Annotated in this window: 16 protein-coding genes; 7 read left to right on the top strand and 9 right to left on the bottom strand. The window is 61.9% G+C overall.

The window, feature by feature from the left end; genetic code table 11:
• Window positions 1–39: 39 nt before the first annotated feature.
• The 5 genes from HX868_RS16580 to HX868_RS16560 are packed head-to-tail and all read right to left on the bottom strand — an operon-like array spanning window position 40 to window position 5,447.
• Window positions 40–855 carry an HpcH/HpaI aldolase/citrate lyase family protein gene (locus tag HX868_RS16580; RefSeq protein ID WP_177003605.1) on the bottom strand — a complete coding sequence of 272 codons (816 nt, stop codon included), beginning with the start codon at window positions 853–855 and terminating at the stop codon, window positions 40–42.
• Between the two features lie 18 nt (window positions 856–873).
• Window positions 874–2,067 carry a CaiB/BaiF CoA transferase family protein gene (locus tag HX868_RS16575; protein WP_177003604.1) on the bottom strand — a complete coding sequence of 398 codons (1,194 nt, stop codon included), beginning with the start codon at window positions 2,065–2,067 and terminating at the stop codon, window positions 874–876.
• Window positions 2,068–2,076: 9 nt separating this feature from the next.
• A complete protein-coding gene (locus HX868_RS16570; RefSeq protein ID WP_177003603.1) occupies window positions 2,077–3,426 on the bottom strand; it encodes an MmgE/PrpD family protein in 1,350 nt (449 codons plus the stop codon).
• A gap of 10 nt (window positions 3,427–3,436) precedes the next feature.
• The gene (locus HX868_RS16565; protein ID WP_177003602.1) at window positions 3,437–4,600 is read right to left on the bottom strand and encodes an acyl-CoA dehydrogenase family protein; all 1,164 of its coding nucleotides are present in this window, start codon (window positions 4,598–4,600) and stop codon (window positions 3,437–3,439) included.
• A 28-nt stretch (window positions 4,601–4,628) separates the two neighbouring features.
• Complete coding sequence (locus HX868_RS16560; protein WP_177003601.1) at window positions 4,629–5,447, bottom strand: HTD2 family dehydratase; 819 nt, start codon at window positions 5,445–5,447, stop codon at window positions 4,629–4,631.
• A 131-nt stretch (window positions 5,448–5,578) separates the two neighbouring features.
• Between HX868_RS16560 and HX868_RS16555 the strand changes: the two genes are divergently transcribed.
• The 4 genes from HX868_RS16555 (at window position 5,579) to HX868_RS16540 (ending at window position 9,709) form a co-directional block, all read left to right on the top strand.
• The gene (locus HX868_RS16555; RefSeq protein WP_095017614.1) at window positions 5,579–6,469 is read left to right on the top strand and encodes a LysR family transcriptional regulator; all 891 of its coding nucleotides are present in this window, start codon (window positions 5,579–5,581) and stop codon (window positions 6,467–6,469) included.
• 33 nt (window positions 6,470–6,502) lie between these two features.
• Entirely contained in the window at window positions 6,503–6,991 is a 489-nt protein-coding gene (locus HX868_RS16550; protein WP_177003600.1) for a GFA family protein, read from the top strand.
• 94 nt (window positions 6,992–7,085) lie between these two features.
• Window positions 7,086–8,900, top strand: a complete 1,815-nt coding sequence (locus HX868_RS16545; RefSeq protein WP_177003599.1) for a serine hydrolase domain-containing protein — start codon at window positions 7,086–7,088, stop codon at window positions 8,898–8,900.
• A gap of 17 nt (window positions 8,901–8,917) precedes the next feature.
• A complete protein-coding gene (locus HX868_RS16540) occupies window positions 8,918–9,709 on the top strand; it encodes a MipA/OmpV family protein (protein ID WP_177003598.1) in 792 nt (263 codons plus the stop codon).
• Window positions 9,710–9,891: 182 nt separating this feature from the next.
• Here HX868_RS16540 and HX868_RS16535 read toward each other — a convergent pair whose 3' ends face one another.
• Entirely contained in the window at window positions 9,892–11,169 is a 1,278-nt protein-coding gene (locus tag HX868_RS16535) for an ATP-binding protein (RefSeq protein WP_177003597.1), read from the bottom strand.
• Entirely contained in the window at window positions 11,170–11,877 is a 708-nt protein-coding gene (locus tag HX868_RS16530) for a winged helix-turn-helix domain-containing protein (RefSeq protein ID WP_016979480.1), read from the bottom strand.
• A gap of 157 nt (window positions 11,878–12,034) precedes the next feature.
• Here HX868_RS16530 and HX868_RS16525 point away from each other — a divergent pair, with 157 nt between their 5' ends.
• Window positions 12,035–13,234 (top strand): MFS transporter, encoded by a 1,200-nt coding sequence (locus HX868_RS16525; RefSeq protein WP_177003596.1) that lies wholly within the window; start codon window positions 12,035–12,037, stop codon window positions 13,232–13,234.
• On the opposite strand, the gene HX868_RS16520 is transcribed toward HX868_RS16525, so the two are convergent.
• Window positions 13,190–13,792 carry a MiaE family protein gene (locus tag HX868_RS16520; RefSeq protein WP_177003595.1) on the bottom strand — a complete coding sequence of 201 codons (603 nt, stop codon included), beginning with the start codon at window positions 13,790–13,792 and terminating at the stop codon, window positions 13,190–13,192. The genes HX868_RS16525 and HX868_RS16520 overlap by 45 nt on opposite strands.
• A 156-nt stretch (window positions 13,793–13,948) precedes the next feature.
• Between HX868_RS16520 and HX868_RS16515 the strand changes: the two genes are divergently transcribed.
• A complete protein-coding gene (locus HX868_RS16515) occupies window positions 13,949–14,812 on the top strand; it encodes a universal stress protein (protein ID WP_177003594.1) in 864 nt (287 codons plus the stop codon).
• Between the two features lie 3 nt (window positions 14,813–14,815).
• On the opposite strand, the gene HX868_RS16510 is transcribed toward HX868_RS16515, so the two are convergent.
• The gene (locus HX868_RS16510) at window positions 14,816–15,286 is read right to left on the bottom strand and encodes a DUF1289 domain-containing protein (RefSeq protein WP_016979484.1); all 471 of its coding nucleotides are present in this window, start codon (window positions 15,284–15,286) and stop codon (window positions 14,816–14,818) included.
• Between the two features lie 397 nt (window positions 15,287–15,683).
• Here HX868_RS16510 and acnB point away from each other — a divergent pair, with 397 nt between their 5' ends.
• Window positions 15,684–18,293, top strand: a complete 2,610-nt coding sequence (gene acnB / locus HX868_RS16505; RefSeq protein ID WP_095016489.1) for a bifunctional aconitate hydratase 2/2-methylisocitrate dehydratase — start codon at window positions 15,684–15,686, stop codon at window positions 18,291–18,293.
• The last annotated feature ends 247 nt before the right edge of the window (window positions 18,294–18,540 follow it).

Below are 18,540 nucleotides of genomic sequence, written 5' to 3'. Positions count from 1 at the left end.
TTTCGATTTTTTGATACCTGCGTTCGGTCTGGACGAACGCTAGACCTGAGCCGCCAACAGCCGTTGCGCGCGCAGCAACACCGGTGCATCCACCATCTGCCCATCGATCTGATACGCCCCTGCCCCATGGGCGCCGGCATCCACCACACGCCGGGCCCAGGCCAGGTCTTCGGCGCTTGGCGCCAGGGCCTGGTGAATCACCGCCACCTGCTTGGGGTGGATACACAACGCCCCGGCAAAGCCCATCTCATAGGCATGCCGGATCGAGCGACGCAGGCCTTCAGGGTCATCGATGGCTGGGTGCACGCCATCCAGCGGTGCGACCAGGCCGGCGGCACGGGAATGCACGATAAGTCCAAGGCGCGCCTGGTCCAGGGCGAACTGGGCGGCCGCAGAATGGCTGCTCAGGTTCAGGTCCAGCGCCAGGTCCAACCCGCCGAATGACAGGCGCTCCACCTGCGGTGCATGGGCGATCTCGGCCACCGCCAGCAAACCCCGCGCGCTCTCGATAATCGGCCAGATGAGTTTGCCGGTGGCCGCCACCACGGCGACCTGGGCTGCACTTTCGACCTTTGGCAACAGCACGCCCGCCACATTCGGATGGGCCTTGCAGAACGCCACATCCTCAAAGTGCTCGGCATGTTCCGGCGCGTTGATCCGCACCCACACCTGGGCGGCGGGGTTGGCGGTCAAAAACGCTCCAAGGTTATCCCGCGCCTGGCGCTTGAGCGGCTCTTCCACCGCATCCTCGAAATCCACGATCACCGCGTCGGCACCGCTGGCCAAGGCTTTGGAAAATCGCTCCGGTCGGCTACCGGGTACAAACAACGCCGAACGTACCAATGGCTTGGGCATCTGTTGAATTCCTTATTGTTAGATAACACCGCGCGTGCGCAGGCCGTCGATGGCGTCTGCGGCGTAACCGAGCCTTTCGAGAATGCCTTGGCTGTGCTGCCCCAAACCTGGAACAGCGTCCATGCGCGGGGTGAATGCGGCATTGCGTGCCGGCGGCAGCAGCGATGGCAACGCACCGGCCGGGCTGTCGACTTCACGCCAACTGTCCCGCGCCTTGAGCTGCGGGTGGTCCCACACGCCTTGCATGTCGTTGACCCGGGCGCTGGCGATCTGTGCGTCTTCCAGGCGCTGGATCACCGCCTCGGCATCCAACTGCGCAAAGCTGTCCACGATGATCTGGCGCAGCACGTCGCGGTTGGCCGAGCGCTTGAAGTTGGCGGAGAAACGCTCGTCAGTCGCCAATGCCGGGGTGAGCAGCACCTTGTCGCAGAACGCCGCCCATTCGCGTTCATTCTGCAGGCCGAGCATCACCGTGCCGCCGTCGCCGGTGGGAAACGGTCCATAGGGATAGATCGTCGAATGCGCTGCCCCAGCACGCGGTGGCTGCGGTGCACCGTCGAACGCGTAGTACATCGGGTAGCCCATCCATTCCACCAGGCTTTCCAGCATGCTCACGTCGATGCGGCTGCCCTTCCCCGTTTTGCCACGCAGCAGCAGCGCCGAGAGGATGCCGCTGTAGGCGTACATGCCCGCCGAGATATCGGCGATGGAGCATCCGGCCTTGGCCATCTGGTCTTCACCGGGGCCACCGGTCACCGACAGAAAGCCACCTTCACTCTGGATCAGCAGGTCGTAGGCCTTTTTCTTTTCATAAGGTCCACCTTCGCCGTAACCGGAAATGTCGCAGACGATCAGGCGCGGGAAGCGCTCATGCAGCGCCTCGAACGATAGGCCCATGCGCGCGGCGGCGCCGGGCGCCAGGTTTTGCACCAGTACATCGGCATCGGCCAGCAGGGTGTCGAGAATATCCCCCGCCTCATCCTGCTTGAGGTCCAGGGTCAGGCTTTCCTTGGAGCGGTTGGTCCACACGAAGTGCGAAGCCAGGCCGCGCACGCGTTCGTCGTAGCCACGGGCAAAATCACCGGCACCGGGGCGCTCGACCTTGATCACGCGAGCGCCCAGGTCGGCCAATTGACGGGTGCAGAACGGCGCGGCAATCGCGTGTTCCAGGCTGACAACGGTGATGCCGTCCAGCGGTCTTGGGTTAGTCATGACAGTTCCTCAAAGCCAGTCGGCCATGGATGCGGCGTTGCGCAGGTCCCAGACCTTGTCGATCAGGGCATTGGCCTGGGCCGGTGTGCGGGCGTTGCTGAATTGACTGAGGCGCTGGAATTTGTCGGCCAGCTCCACACGGCTCAGGGTGTTGCCCGGATCGCCCTTGGGCTCGTCGATGGCGCCGTGCAGCGTGCGGCCATCCAGCGTGGTGACGGTGACGCGACCGAGCCAGCGCTGCGGGTAAGCGCCGTCGACGTCGGCGTCGAGGGTCATGCTGACCTTGTCGCGAAACGCTGAGACCGCTGGATCGGTCAACGCCAGCTCATGGAACTCGGTGAGCCCGGCCTTGCCATGCACGGCGATCAGGCCCAGCACGGTGCCCATGGAGAACTTGGCCTGGTGCACGCTGGTCGGTACTTTCACGCGGCCCAGTACATCGATGGCGCCCTGGTGCACTCGGGTTTCCACGTGGGCGATCTGTTCGGCCTGCAGGCCTTCGCGCTGCATCAAATCCAACAGCGCATCGGCGGCCGGATGGGTATGGCGGCATGAGGCGTGGAACTTGAACGAGGTTTCCAGCAACGCCCAGCGACTGCCGAGATCGGCAGACAATTTGGCCGGCTCGGCATCACGGGACATACCGGCAGCCAGACCTTGATCGCCCTCCAGAATATTGCGCGCGCCGGTCAGGCCATCTGCCGTCAGGTAAGCGGCGAGCAAGCCGTCCGCTGCGGCTTTCGCCGTATGCAGTTGCTTGGAATCGGCGGCATCACGCAGGAACTCCCACAACCCGGCCGCCTGGGTGCCGGCGCTGCCGAGCAGGTTGATGAATTGTTCTTCGTTGAAATCCAGCAACTTGCCTACGGCTACCGCCGCCGCCAACGTGCCGACGGTGGCCGTGGTGTGGAAGATGCGGTAGTGGGAACGGCCCATGAATTCGCCGATTCGGATGCCCGCTTCATAACCGGCCACCGAGGCCAGCAGCAAGTCGCGGCCGGATTTGCCGAGGTCCTGGGCGGCCGCCAGCGCGGCTGGGAACACCACGGTCGCCGGGTGCAGGACGGAGCTGTTGTGCAGGTCGTCCTGCTCTACCAGATGGGATGAGGCCGCGTTGACCAGCGCGGCGAAATACGCGCTGGTGCTGCCGCCATTGACGATCACCTGCGCCGGGCCGCTGCCGGGGCCCATTTTCTGCGCATAACGCTCGAACAACGGAATCGGGTGCGCGCCCTGGCTTGCCAGCGCCGAGGCCAACCAGTCCAGGTACAAATCTTCGGTGCGCGCCAGCACGTCTTCCGGCAGTCGCGCGTAATCCAGTTCGGCCAGGAACCGACACAAAGCTTGGGTATGGCTCATGGTCAGGCCCTCAGAAGCTGCGTGGCAGTTCGAGCAAATGCTCGGCCACGTAGGACAGGATCAGGTTGGTGGAGATCGGCGCCACCTGGTACAGGCGCGTCTCGCGGAATTTGCGCTCCACGTCGTATTCGCAGGCAAACCCGAAACCGCCATGTGTTTGCAGGCAAGCGTTGGCCGCCTCCCAGGACGCCTTGGCCGCCAGGTACTTGGCCATGTTGGCACTGGCCCCGGCATTGGCGCCGCTGTCGTATTCCTCACAGGCACGCCAACGCATCAGGTCCGCCGCTTCGATCTCGATATGCGCTTCGGCAATCGGGAACTGCACGCCCTGGTTCTGCCCGATGGGCCGGCCAAACACCACGCGGTCGCGGGCATAGGCACTGGCCTTTTCGATAAACCAGCGGCCATCACCGATGCATTCGGCGGCGATCAGCGTGCGCTCGGCGTTGAGGCCGTCGAGGATGTATTTGAAGCCCTTGCCCTCTTCACCGATAAGGCTGTCCAGCGGCAACTCCAGGTTGTCGAAGAACAGCTCGTTGGTTTCGTGGTTGACCATATTGGCGATGGGCTGCACGGTCAGGCCGTTGCCGATGGCTTCGCGCAGATCCACCAGGAAGATCGACATGCCTTCGGATTTTTTCTTCACTTCGGCCAATGGCGTGGTGCGCGCCAGCAGGATCATCAGGTCGGAATGCTGGACCCGCGAGATCCACACTTTCTGGCCGTTGATCACGTACTTGTCGCCACGCTGAATCGCGGTGGTCTTGATCTTGGTAGTGTCGGTGCCGGTGGTGGGCTCGGTCACGCCCATGGATTGCAGGCGCAATTCGCCGCTGGCGAGCTTGGGCAGGTAGAAGCGTTTCTGGGCTTCACTGCCGTGCCGCAACAGGGTGAACATGTTGTACATCTGGCCGTGCACGGTGCCGGAGTTGCCGCCGCAGCGGTTCACCTCTTCAAGGATCACCGAAGCTTCAGCCAGGCCCAGGCCGGAGCCGCCGTACTCTTCGGGGATCATCGCGGACAGCCAGCCGGCGTCGGTCAACGCCTTGACGAAGGCTTCGGGGAAGCCTTTTTCCTCGTCAATCCTGCGCCAGTACGCGGCATCGAATTCAGCGCACAAGGCGCGCACGCCTTCGCGGATGGCATTGAGTTCTTCATTGTCATTCGGGTTCATTAACGGCTCTCCGCCTGTTGTTCTTGGATTATTCGAAATGCACGCTGGCTTGCTGCGCCAGGCCCTGGGCGTTGCCGGCCCACAGCTGCGCCACACCGGTTTCGGTCACGCGGCCGCCCACTTCAAACGGCTGCGGCGCAATCAACGGGCGCACGCCGCGATAGGCAAACCGGCGCAAGGTGGCGCCAGGGTTGGCGCGGCAGAATGCGCGCAGGCTCAGGGTGGCGATCAGCGGCCCATGCACCACCAGGCCTGAATAGCCTTCGGTGCCGGTGACATAGGGGTAGTCGTAGTGAATGCGGTGACCGTTGAAGGTCACGGCGCTGTAGCGAAACAGCAGGGTGGGCGTGGGATTGACGGCTTCAGACCATTCGCCCTGCTCCAGCGCGTCACCGCTGCCGGATTTGGGCGGCGTGGGTTCGCGGTAGACGATGTCCTGTTCCTCGCGGATCGCCAGGCGGCCGTCTTGGGAATAGTCATGGCGCACGGTGACAAACAGCAGCGAACCGGTGCGGCCAGTCTTTTCTTCGACCTGAGTGATGGTCGACACGCGGGTCGCTGCCTCGCCGGCACGCAGCGCATGCACAAACTCGATTCGGCCACCGGCCCACATGCGATTGCGGTTGTCGGCCGGCGGCAGGAAACCGCCACGGGCCGGGTGGCCGTCAGTGCCCAGGGCCGTTTCCGGCAACGGGTCCTGGAAGAAACACCACTGCCACAACGGCGGGATGTCCGCGCCGTCTTCGGGCACTTTTTCACCGAAGGTGGCGGCAATGCGCTTGAGCAGGTTATGGCTGAGGTGGTCGTGGGCGGTTTCGCTTCGGCCGATCCAATCGGTGGCGCTCATCGGGTGCAGGTCCTCGGGCAGTGAGTGTCTGCCCCGGATCATGCAAGCCTATCGCCGTTCTGAGAATTTGCATTTCAATAAACCGGCGTTCGGTTATGCTGAACGCCGCCATCCTGTACCGGGAGCCTTGCATGCACTTCGATCTGGCCGACCTGCGCCTGTTTATCCATATCGCCGAATCCCCCAGCCTGACCCAGGGCGCCAAGCGTGCGTTCCTCTCGCCGGCTGCCGCCAGCGCGCGGATCAAAGCCCTCGAAGGCCAGCTCGACACCCGCCTGCTGTACCGCGACAGCCGTGGCGTCGAGATCACCCCGGCCGGTGAGCGTTTGCTACACCATGCGCGGTTGATCATGCGCCAGGTGGACTACCTCAAGAGCGAATTCACCCAATACGGCGTGGATTCGGCCGGGCATATCCGCATCTTTGCCAACACCACCGCCGTCACCGAGTTCTTGCCGGAGGTGCTGGCGGGCTTCCTGTCACAACGCCCCGGCGTGACCGTCGACCTGCAGGAACGCCTGTCCCGCGATATCGTGCGCGGCGTGCTGGATGGCACCAGCGACATGGGCATCATCGCCGGCCCCGTAGAAGCGGCAGGTTTGCAGGTGCTGCATTTCAGCACCGATGAACTGGTGTTGATGGTGCCGGTCGGCCATCCCTTGGCGGAACAACCCTCGGTCACGCTGGAACAGACCCTCGCCTACCAGCACATCGGCCTGCACGAAGGCAGCACCTTGCTGAGCTTCTTGCGCGAACACGTCGAACGGCTGGGCAAGCATTTGTCACTGCGTATCCAGGTGTCGAGCTTCGAGGCGATCTGCCGGATGGTCGAGGCCGGTGTGGGGATCGGCATCATTCCGGAGTCGGCTGCCGTGCGACACAGCCGCACCATGCAATTGGTCGCGGTGAAGCTGGATGAGCCCTGGGCGATTCGCGAGCGCAGTATCCTGGTGCGGGAGCTGGAGGCGTTGCCCGGCACCATTCGTGCGCTGATTGCCACGTTGATGCCGCAAAGCGCCTAAGCTGAACAGTCACCTTGCCAAAGGAGTCAGCCCATGCAGCTTGAAGGATCCTGCCATTGCGGCGCCGTCACGTTCAGCCTCGTCAGTGCCCACCCCTACCCTTACCAGCGTTGCTATTGCTCGATCTGCCGCAAGACCCAGGGCGGTGGCGGTTACGCGATCAACCTGGCCGGTGACACCGCCAGCCTGAAGGTGCGCGGGCGCAAATTCATTTCGGTCTACCACGCCAAGCTCAAGCCTGAAGGCGCCAGCCGCGCCCATGCCAGTACGGCCGAGCGGCATTTCTGCTCGCAGTGCGGCAGCGCGCTGTGGGTGTTCAGCCCCGAATGGCCGGAGTTGATCCATCCGTTCGCCTCGGCCATCGACACGCCGCTGCCGGTACCACCGGAGCACACGCACTTGATGCTGGGGTCCAAGGCACCTTGGGTAGAGGTCACGCTGCGTAAGGGCGACCTGCAGTTCGATGAGTACCCCGAAGAGTCGATCGCCCAGTGGCATGAGCGCAACGGAGTGACCCGTTAACAGTCTTTGACAGTTTATCGACAAAGCTGTCAAAGACCCTCGGGCGCCACAGCCCTAGCATTCGAGCATCCAAATCACCTGTCGGGTGCTCGTCATGCTTCGCACATTGCGCGGTCTTCCATTACTCGGTTGCCTGTTGGGCAGTATCGGCTGCCAAGGGCAGTCACCTGCCCCGCCGCCGATTCCGAAGGGCGACTACAGCGCGATCATCCGTTACCTGCAAACCCGGATCCCGCGAGACATGGCCCAGGACAACATCCCGGGCCTGTCGATTGCCCTGGTCAACGGCCAGGAGTTGATCTGGAGTCGCGGGTTCGGCATGGCCGACAAAGCCAAGGGCCTGCCGGTGACGCCGAACACCGCCTTCCGGGCCGGTGCGATCTCCAAGCTGCTCACCGCCAGTGCGGCCCTGCAACTGGTTGAACAACAGCGACTGGCGCTGGACGCACCGATCCAGCAAACCCTGCGCGAATTCTATGTGCGCTCGCGCTTCCATACCGACCAGCAGGCCGCCGACCGCGACATCACCTTGCGTCGCCTGCTCAGCCATCAGTCCGGCTTGCCCAGTGAACACCTGCGAGACCTGCGCAACACCTACGCCATGGGGCAGATGCCGATGCGCCTGTCCGGCGTCTGGCTGAGCACGCCGCCCGGTACGCAAGTGGCCTATTCCAATCTGGGTTACGCGCTGGTGGGCGCGGCCATCGAGCGCAGCAGCGGCAAGGAATTTGAAGCCCAGTTGCAACACAGTCTGCTCAAACCGCTGGAGATGGACCGTGCGAGCTTTGTCGGGACCGCCGCGCAAATCGGCTATCGCGCCCAGGGTTATCAGGAAGGTGTCGCCAGCACCGATGCGCAACTGCGTGACATCGCTGCCGGCGGTTTGTGGGCCAGCCCCAGGGACCTCAGCCATTACGTGCAGATGCTGTTTGCCGAAGGCCTCTACAAGGGCAACCGGGTAATGACCAGCCGCTCCATCGATGAAATGTTCACCCAGCAAAACACTGGCAATGCCCTGGACTTCGATTGCCAGATCGGCCTGGCGTGGTTTCTGGCGCCCTGCGGTGACGAGCCGGTCGGCCCTGGTGTGCGCACCTACCAGCACAGCGGCGGTGGCGATGATTTCGCCGCACAGCTGAGCCTGCTGCCGGACCATCAATTGGCCGTGATCATCATGGCCAACGACAGCAATGCCGAAGACCTGGTCGCCACACTGGCCACCGACACCCTGCGCCTGATGCTTCAGGCGCAAACCGGCGAGCAAGTCTGCAGCGACGACTGCCAGGCCCCCCGCCACGGACTCAAGCTGCGCCAGGTGCCGGCCGCCATCGACCGCCAGCGCCTGGCCGGGTTCTATGCCACCGCGTGGGGGGTGTTCCGGATCAAGGATGATGACCATCGGCTGCGTGGCGAACTGGCTGGCTTTAACTTCGAACTGCTGCGTGACGATCAAGGCTGGCTGCGCGCCCAGAAGAAAGTCTTCGGTTTCTGGCTCAAGGACCTCGGCGAACTGGGCCAGGTACAACTCGACGTCATCACTGTGCAAGGCCGGCAGATGCTCACGGCGCGCAGCCATGGCCAGCGCATCCCCATCGGCGAACGCATCGACCCGCCGCCACTGCCCTTGGCCTGGGCCGACACCGTCGGCACCTACCAAGTACTCAACACCCATGAACCCGATGCGCCATTGAGCGGGATCAGCGTGCGCCTCGAAGAAGGCTTCCTGGTGATTCGCGGCCAACTGCACGACGAACCGCTGACCGACTACATCCTGCTGCCCGTGGACAACGCCCATGCCGTATTGGCCGGTAACGGCTATGGCCTGGGTGACACCGTCAGCCGCCAGATCAATGGCCTGAGCGCTTCGGGCTACTCCTTCAAACGTACCCATCCACCCTTGAGTTTCTAACCGACATGAAAACCCTGATGAACCCAAAAAATCTATGCCTGTCCCTGACCTCACTGTGTTTGCTCGCGAGCGCCAACAGCGTACTGGCCGAGGACTGGACCTACAGCCTCAAGGCCGGCGTGGCCAACCTGCCCCGCTACAGCGGCAGCGACGAACGCATGACCGCCCCGGTGTTCGGCGGTGCCATCGTCAGCCCCTGGGGGATTTTCCTCGACACCGACAAGGGCCTGGGCTGGGGCTACGAAGGCAACGCCTTGAGCTTCAGTGCGTATGTCGGCGCCAGTGGATCACGCAAAGACAAAAACGAGTCCATGCACCTCGGTTCAAAGCGCCTGAAAGGCATGGGTGAAATCAAATCACGCCCGCAATTGGGCGTGAGTGCCAGCTACAACCTGGGCGGTGTAATTATGGGCGCCACGCTGGAGCATGCCCTCAAGGAAGATGACCACAAGGACAGCGGCAAAGCGTTCACCCATCTGGAATTGAGCCTGGGGACCAACCTGTATGAAGGCCGTTTCGGCTCCGTCGACGCCAGCCTCAGCAGCCACTTTGGCGACCGCGAGTACCTGCAGACCTGGTACGGCGTGACCACCGGCCAAGCCGCGCGCAGTCGCTTCAAAGCCTACAAGGCCAGTGGTGGCAATATCAGCAATGGCATGAACCTGGTGTGGAGCCTGCCGATCAGCGAGCACACCCAGTTCTCGACCTTGCTGGACGTGCAATACCTAGCGGACGAAGCCGGCAAGAGCCCCATCGTGGAGCGACGGTTACAGACGTCAGTGATGGGCGTTTTGGAATACACCTTCTAACCTAGTAATCCAATCAAACACTGTAGGCGCTGGCTTGCCAGCGATAGCGGATAAACATTCACCCTGTCCTTGAATGAACGATCGCCATCGCCGGCAAGCCAGCTCCTACAGTTAGATTGCGGGGCAACAGTTAGAGAGTGGTCGGCAGTCAGGCAGCCTTCGCAGCAAGCCAGCGCCTACAGCTACTCGGCATACGCCCAAGTCATTCGGAATGAGGCCCCGCCCCATTCCGAATCCAGCACTTGCACCTGGCCACCGTGCCATTGCGACACCCGCTGCACCAACGCCAGGCCTAGGCCGAAGCCGCCGGTGCGGCGGTCGCGGCTGGCGTCCAGGCGCATGAAGGGCTGGAAGATCTTCGAGCGGCCTTCTTCCGGTACCCCTGGGCCGTCGTCACACACCCGCACTTCGTAGCCGCTGCCGAACTTGACCAGCGACACTTCCACACGGCGTTCGGCGTAACGGATGGCGTTGCGCAACAGGTTGATTACCGCGCGCGCCATGAAGCGCGGCTCGATCTGGATAAAGTCCACCTCGCACGTGCGCAACGACAATTGGATACCCGCCGCTTCAGCCTCCAGCGCCACGCTGCCGATCACGCTGTCGAGCCAGCTGTGGGCCTCGATGCTTTCGCGGGTGACTTGGGTGGCACCGCGTTCCAGGCTGGCGTAGGTGAGCAACTCGGACACCATTTCTTCCAGCTCGCCCAGGTCCGCGTACATGTCCGCGATCAATTCGCCGCGCTGGCGTGGATCGGTCTGTTGCTTGAGCTGGTCGAGTTCGAACGACAGCCGCGCAATCGGCGTACGCAGTTCATGGGACACGGCGTTGGTGAGTTCGCGCTGGTTGGCGATCAGGCTTTCGATACGCTCGGCCATCTGGTTGAAGTGCCCGGCCAGCGAACGCACGGTGGAACGGCGTGGCAGCAGAATGCGTGAACTGAGATCGTTATCCCCGAAGCGTTGGGCCGCCAGGCGGATATGCTCCAGGTCGCGCCAGTGCGGGCGCACCCAGAAATACAGCACGATCGCCAGGCTCAGCCCCAGCAGGCTGTAGGCCCACAAATACAGCCATTTCGGCTCGTCGGGCAGCTTGATATTGAGCAATTGCGGGCCGCCGTCGATATTGGCGATGAACTCCATGAAGTCGCCCCGCACCACCAACTGCCCGGCCGCCAGCAATTGTTGCTCACGCTGATCCAGCGCCAGTTCATCGCGCTGCACCAGCTTGAGGTGCAGGCCGTAATGGGGTTGCAGCTCGCTCAGACGCGCTTGGCGGGCATCACCGAGCAAGGGCCGCAACTGCTCGACCAAACCATAGGCCGGGCCACGCAGGGCTTCGCGGTTATAGGTTTCATTGGCTTCGGGCAGCAGCTCGTCGAAGGTGTAGTTGACCAGCCAGATCGCCCCCGCCAGGCCCAGCGCCAGGATGATGTACAGGCGGATATAGAGCCGCAGCATCTAAGCCTCCCACGCGAACGGATTGAACAGGTAGCCCTTGCCCCAGATGGTCTTGATGCACACCGGTTCGCGGGGGTTATCGTTGAGTTTGCCGCGCAGCTTGCTGATGTACACATCGACACTGCGGTTGAGGCCGTCGAACGCAATGCCGCGCATGCGGTTGAGGATGTCATCGCGGGACAGGATCGTCCCCGAGTTGCTGGCCAGCAGCCACAGCAGCTCAAATTCCATGGTGGTAAGGTCGATTTTGTCATCGCCCAGGCTGACCACCCGGCAACTGCGATCGATGGCCAGCCGTCCGAAGGCCAGCGAACCACGCACGGTCGGTTCTGGCGTCTGGCGTCGTTGCAGGGCGCGCAGGCGCGCCAGCAGCACCGGGGGCTTGATCGGCTTGATCACGTAGTCGTCGGCACCGGACTCGAGGCCAAGGATATGGTCCAAGTCGTCCTCTTTGGCCGTGAGGATCACGATCGGCGTGTCAGACACCGCGCGAATCCCCCGGCAGACATGCAGGCCGCTCTGGCCGGGCAGCATCAGGTCGAGTACGACGATCTTCGGCTTGAATTCCAGGAACGCGGCCAGGGCCTCGTCGCCCCGGTGCTCTACGCGCACCTCAAAGCCATGCTGCGCGAGAAAGTGCGCGATCAGCCCTGCCAGTTTTTCGTCGTCCTCAACGAGCAAGACCTTGCCCAGCCCCAAGTTTTCCATAAGTTCTCAGTATGCAGACACGGATTGAAGAGCGGGCATTATAGGTGGCAAGCTGGGCAACTAAAGCGGCTGGCCAGCATTGGCCGACGAAGCTTCATGCTTTTAAGAGTTTTTAACAAATAACCTGCAATGTTTAACGCCATCCACAGGGAGTTGTATGCGCAAGGATTACCTGGCGTTCTTTGTTTCGCTGTTCCTGTCGCGGCTGGCGGACCAGATTCTGCTGTTCATCGTGCCCTTGATCGTGTTCCAGACCACCCAGAGCGTGGCCTGGGCCGGGCTGGCGTTCTTTATCGAGTCGCTGCCGCGTTATCTCGCGTTCCCGGTGTGTGGCGCATTGTGCGACAAGTTCGCACCGGTGCGCATCCTGCATATCAGCCAGGTTTACCGGGCGCTGGCTTGCGTGACGGCCGTGGTTTTGTACGGGGTATTCGACGGCATCCTCTGGATCGTCCTGCTCTCGGCGCTCTGCGGCGTGCTGACCACCCAGGGCATCATGGCGCGAGAAGTGCTGATGCCCCATGTTTTCCCCCACTACAGCTATGCCAAGACACTGTCCTATTCGCAGATTGCCGACCAGAGCGGGCTGGTGCTCGGCCCATTGGTAGCGGCGCTGATGCTGGAAGTGTGGGCCTGGCACTGGGTCGTACTCGGGGTGGCCGGGCTGTTCTTATTGGCTGACCTGGCGATGCGCGCGTGGCAACGCTCCAGCACGACACAGCTGGAAACTTTCGAGCAGCACCGGGATATCTGGCTGCGGCCACTTAAGATTGCCTTCGGGCATATCCGCCGACTGCCGGAATTGAAGCGGATCATCACCCTGGCCGTGGGCGTGAACCTGATCATCGGCGTCACGCTGGCCACGTCTGCGGCGATGGTGACCGGCCAATTTGCACAGGATAAGGACGCCTACGCCCTGCTGCAGGCAGCCGGCGCCCTGGTGACCATCGGGATTCTGTTTTATTTGGCGCGGGCCGGGCTGCCGTTGAAGGTGCTGGGCGGCCTGTCGTATTCAATGATTGCGGTCGGTGCGGTGATCATGGCAGTCAGCCCCGACGTGTGGCTCTACGCCGTGGGCTTCCTGCTGGTCACCGGCTTCGACAAGATGTTCAACGTCTACCTGCGCAGCACCCGTCAGCGGGTGATTCCCGTGCAGGACTTCGGCAAGACCGTAGGCGTGATCACCCTGCTCAACAACCTGCCGCAACCCTTGGCGGGCCTGGCGATTGCGCTGTTGGCGGCGCCGCTGGGCACGCAGGCGGTGATCCTGCTGCTCGCCGGAATCACCGCGCTGATCGGCGTGGCCGTGGCCTCAGGCTGGCACGCCACTGTGAAAGCGGAACTCGATGTCGGGTGATTCGATCAGCTCCTGCTCGGCCGCCCTCACCCGCTCAATCACCTGGGCAACATCCTTGGTGTCGCCGTACTGGTAGGCCAGCTTCAGGTAACCCTGGAAGTGCCGCGCCTCGCTTTTCAGCAAACCGAAGTAAAACTTGCCGAGTTCTTCGTCCAAATGCGGCACCAGTGCTTCGAAACGCTCGCAACTGCGCGCTTCGATAAACGCGCCTACCACCAGGGTATCCACCAGCTTGACCGGCTCATGGGTGCGCACCACTTTGCGCAAACCCGAGGCGTAACGCCCGGCATTCAGTTGACGCAACTCGACTTTGCGCTTTTTCATCAGGCGCATGACTTGTTCATGGTGCACCAGCTCTTCGCGGGCCAGGCGCGACATCATGTTGATCAGGTCCACATGGCTGTAGTACTTGGCGATCAGGCTCAGGGCAGTGCTTGCGGCTTTGAATTCGCAGTTCTTGTGGTCGATCAGCAGGGTGTCCTGATCGGCCAGCGCGGCCTGGACCCAGGCGCCAGGGGTGCGGCAACCGAGGAATTCGTGGATTTCGGGCAGGTTCATCGGGCTCACGGGTAAAAGGATCACAAAAGGCCGGCGATTATACCGACCCCGCCGCAGACCACCAGCCACCGGCCTTGATGTGCATCAACATGACGTGCGCCAGCCAGCAACTATAGTTGTTCCAGGCCCCCGCCCTTTTTTATGGAGATCCCGACCATGCAAGCCATCCGCAGCATCCTGGTGGTCATCGAGCCCGAGCATTCGGAAAGCCTGGCCCTCAAGCGTGCCAAGCTGATCGCCGGGGTCACCGGCGCGCACCTGCATTTGCTGGTCTGCGACAAAAAGCATGAGCACTCGGCGCTGCTGAGCCTACTCAAGTCGGGCTTGCAGGAAGACGGCTACAGCGTCAGCACCGAGCAGGCGTGGAATGCCAGCTTGCATGAAACCATTATCGACGTGCAGCAGGCCGAAGGCTGTGGGCTGGTGATCAAGCAGCACTTCCCGGACAGCCCATTGAAAAAGGCGCTGCTGACGCCTGCGGATTGGAAGTTGCTGCGTTATTGCCCGACGGCGGTGTTGCTGGTCAAGACCGCTACACCCTGGACGGGCGGCGTGATCCTGGCGGCGATCGATGTGGGCAATACCGACGGTGAGCACCGTTCATTGCATAACTCGATCATCGACCATGGCTTTGATATCGCCCACCTGGCCAAGGCGCAGTTGCATGTGATCAGCGCCCATCCGTCGCCGATGCTGTCGGCGGCGGACCCGACGTTTCAGCTCAAGGAGACCATCGAGGCACGTTATCGCGAGCAATGCAGGGCGTTTCAGGCGGAGTTCGATGTGGATGACAAACACCTGCATATCGAGGAAGGACCGGCGGACGTGTTGATACCGCATCTCGCCCACAAGCTGCAGGCGGCGGTGACTATCATCGGTACCGTGGGGCGTACGGGCATTTCCGGCGCATTGATTGGCAACACCGCAGAGGTTGTGCTGGATACGCTGGAAAGCGACGTGTTGGTGCTCAAGCCTGAAGAAGTGATGGACCGCCTGGTGGAACAGGCCACCAACGCCTGACCGCTAGGCGCCAAATGCATCCTTGAGAAACCCCGGCGCGATATAGCGCTGGTAGTGGGCCTCGGACAGGATAAAGAACTCCCGATCGATGGCATCGCGCAGGTCCGGCAAGGGCCAGTCGCGAAACTCGGGCAACAGCACCATGCCATAGGCCTCCAGGTTATTGATCACCCGAGCCCCGCGGGCGATCAACTGGTAGGCCCAGCAGTATTCGGACTGGTGCGGCACGAAGCGGATCTTGCGCTGTTCCAGTTGGCCGCGCAGGGTCTTGGGGTCAAAAACCTCCAGCTTTCCGGCCATCACCTGCACCAGCAGCTGCTCCAACCGCAGCCAGACCGCACGTTTTTCCTCTTCGCCGTAGCCGTTCCACTGGATCACTTCGTGGTGAAAGCGCTTGCAGCCACGGCACACGAGATCGCCGTAGACCGTGGAGCACAGGCCGACGCAGGGGGTCTTGATGGTTTGGTTGGACATGGGCAGCGACACGCAAATCAGCGAAACAATGCGCCATGTTAGCCCTTTGTCTAAGCTTGATCACCCAGCAAACTTGGTTAGGCAACTTACCTTTAGAATTTTTTTGCCGTAGAATCATCCGGCCTTGTAAGGCGCCAATAATCCGCTGGAAGCTGTTTTCAAAGCGTCACGAGCACAGTCGTTCCTTCAGAACGGTGTTGGCGATGGTTAATGACTCGGTAGGTCAGAGCCCTCGCCAACCCTCATCAGCTCCGTTCTGCAGGCGTAAAACTTTGAAAGCAGCTTCTGTGAGGAATGCCGGCAGCGCTGGCTTTGCGGCCCAAAAAGCCCCCGAGCGCATGCGTGCCGTTCATTTCTGGATGAGCGTCCCGTGGGACCACTGATGAGGGTAATAACTGTGCTTGAAGCCTACCGCAAACATATCGAAGAGCGTGCAGCCCTGGGTATCGTTCCCCAGCCGCTTAACGCCGAACAAACCGCAGGCCTGGTCGAGCTGCTGAAAAATCCTCCGGCTGGCGAAGAAGAATTCCTCGTTGACCTGATCACCAACCGCATTCCACCAGGCGTTGACGAAGCTGCCTACGTCAAAGCCGGTTTCCTGTCTGCCCTGGCCAAGGGCGAAGCCACTTCCCCCCTGATCAGCAAGCAACGTGCCGTTGAACTGCTTGGCACCATGCAAGGCGGCTACAACATCGTGACCCTGGTCGAGCTGCTGGACGACGCCGCACTGGCTCCTGTCGCCGCCGCCCAACTCAAGCACACCCTGTTGATGTTCGATGCGTTCCACGACGTGGCTGAAAAAGCCAAGAACGGCAACGAACACGCTAAAGCCGTCATCCAGTCCTGGGCCGACGGCGAGTGGTTCAGCAACCGCCCTACCCTGGCCGACAAGATCAGCCTGCGCGTGTTCAAGGTCACCGGCGAAACCAACACTGACGACCTGTCCCCTGCTCCCGATGCCTGGTCCCGTCCTGACATCCCGCTGCACGCCCTGGCCATGCTGAAAATGGCCCGTGAAGGCATCGTGCCGGACGAGCAAGGCAAGACCGGCCCGATGAAGCAGATCGAAGAAATGCGCGGCCAAGGCTTCCCGATCGCCTACGTGGGCGACGTGGTTGGTACCGGTTCGTCGCGTAAGTCGGCCACCAACTCCGTGCTGTGGTTCTTCGGCGACGACGTTCCGTACGTGCCGAACAAGCGCGCCGGCGGCTTCTGCTTCGGCAGCAAGATCGCTCCAATCTTCTACAACACCATGGAAGATGCGGGCGCACTGCCAATCGAGTTTGACGTTACCAACATGAACATGGGCGACGTGATCGACCTGTACCCGCATGCTGGCAAGGTCTGCAAACACGGCACCGACGAAGTCATCACCACCTTCGAAATGAAGACCCCGGTGCTGTTGGACGAAGTCCGCGCCGGCGGCCGTATCCCGCTGATCATCGGCCGTGGCCTGACCGACAAGGCACGTGCCGAGCTGGGCCTGGGCCCGACCGACCTGTTCAAACTGCCAGAAGCACCGGTCGACACCGGCAAAGGCTTCACCCTGGCACAGAAAATGGTCGGCAAGGCGTGCGGTCTGCCAGAAGGAAAAGGCGTTCGTCCTGGCACCTACTGCGAACCGAAGATGACCACCGTGGGTTCCCAGGACACCACCGGTCCTATGACCCGTGATGAACTGAAAGACCTGGCGTGCCTGGGCTTCTCGACCGATCTGGTCATGCAGTCGTTCTGCCACACCGCGGCCTATCCAAAGCCGATCGACGTGACCACCCACCACACCCTGCCTGACTTCATCATGACCCGTGGCGGTGTATCGCTGCGTCCAGGTGACGGCATCATCCACAGCTGGCTGAACCGCATGCTGCTGCCGGACACCGTCGGTACCGGTGGTGACTCCCACACCCGTTTCCCGATGGGCATCTCGTTCCCGGCCGGTTCCGGTCTGGTCGCGTTCGCCGCAGCCACTGGCGTTATGCCACTGGACATGCCGGAATCGATCCTGGTGCGCTTCAAAGGCAAGATGAAACCTGGCATCACCCTGCGTGACCTGGTTCATGCCATTCCTTACTACGCGATCCAATCGGGTCTGCTGACAGTAGAGAAGAAAGGCAAGAAGAACGCCTTCTCCGGCCGCATCCTGGAGATCGAAGGCCTGAACGACCTGACGCTGGAGCAGGCTTTCGAGCTGTCCGACGCCTCGGCTGAACGTTCGGCTGCCGGTTGCACCATCAAGCTGTCGAAAGAGTCGATCACCGAATACCTGAACTCCAACATCACCCTGCTGCGCTGGATGATCGGTGAAGGCTACGGCGACCCACGCACCCTGGAACGTCGCGCCCAAGCGATGGAAGCCTGGGTCAAGAACCCTGAGCTGATGGAAGCCGATGCTGACGCGGAATACGCTGAAATCATCGAGATCGACCTGGCCGAGATCAACGAGCCGATCCTCTGCGCACCGAACGACCCGGACGATGCCCGTCTGCTGTCGAGCGTTGCCGGCGAGAAGATCGACGAAGTGTTCATCGGTTCGTGCATGACCAACATCGGTCACTTCCGCGCGGCCGGTAAGCTGCTGGAGCAGGTCAAGGGTCAGCTGCCAACTCGTCTGTGGCTGTCGCCTCCGACCAAGATGGACGCTCACCAACTGACCGAAGAAGGTTACTACGGCATCTACGGCAAGGCTGGCGCGCGCATGGAAATGCCGGGCTGCTCGCTGTGCATGGGTAACCAGGCACGTGTAGAGCCGAACTCGACCGTGGTGTCGACGTCGACCCGTAACTTCCCGAACCGCCTGGGTGACGGCGCTAACGTCTACCTGGCTTCGGCTGAGCTGGCGGCAGTGGCTTCTACCCTGGGTCGCCTGCCGACTGTCGAAGAGTACATGGGCTACGCGGCGAAACTGGACACCATGGCCAGTGACGTTTACCGCTACCTGAACTTCGACCAGATTGCTGAGTTCCGCAAGATCGCAGCTAGCGCCAACATTCCGGTGATTCAGGCCTAAAGTGTTGATGTGAAGAGGCGCCGCGTATCGTGAGGTACGCGGCGCTTTTTTTATGTCTGGGATAGGGGTGGGACTGGGTACATATCCGTTATTTGGGTGATGGCTGATATGGGTTCCGCCCTTACGGCGGGTCACTTTTGGAAAAGAGCCCCAAAAGTAACCAAAAGGGCTCTTGCCCCAACACTCGGTACCTCGCCTAGGCTCGGTATGCCCGTAATCCGACAGTGATTTGGGGGGCCGCCGCCAC

The sequence above is a fragment of the Pseudomonas reactans genome, assembly GCF_013385825.1.
GTDB classification, from domain to species: Bacteria; Pseudomonadota; Gammaproteobacteria; order Pseudomonadales; family Pseudomonadaceae; genus Aquipseudomonas; species Aquipseudomonas reactans.
The sequence above is the reverse complement of the archived record's forward strand: the minus strand, read 5'-3'. Positions and strand labels throughout refer to the sequence as shown.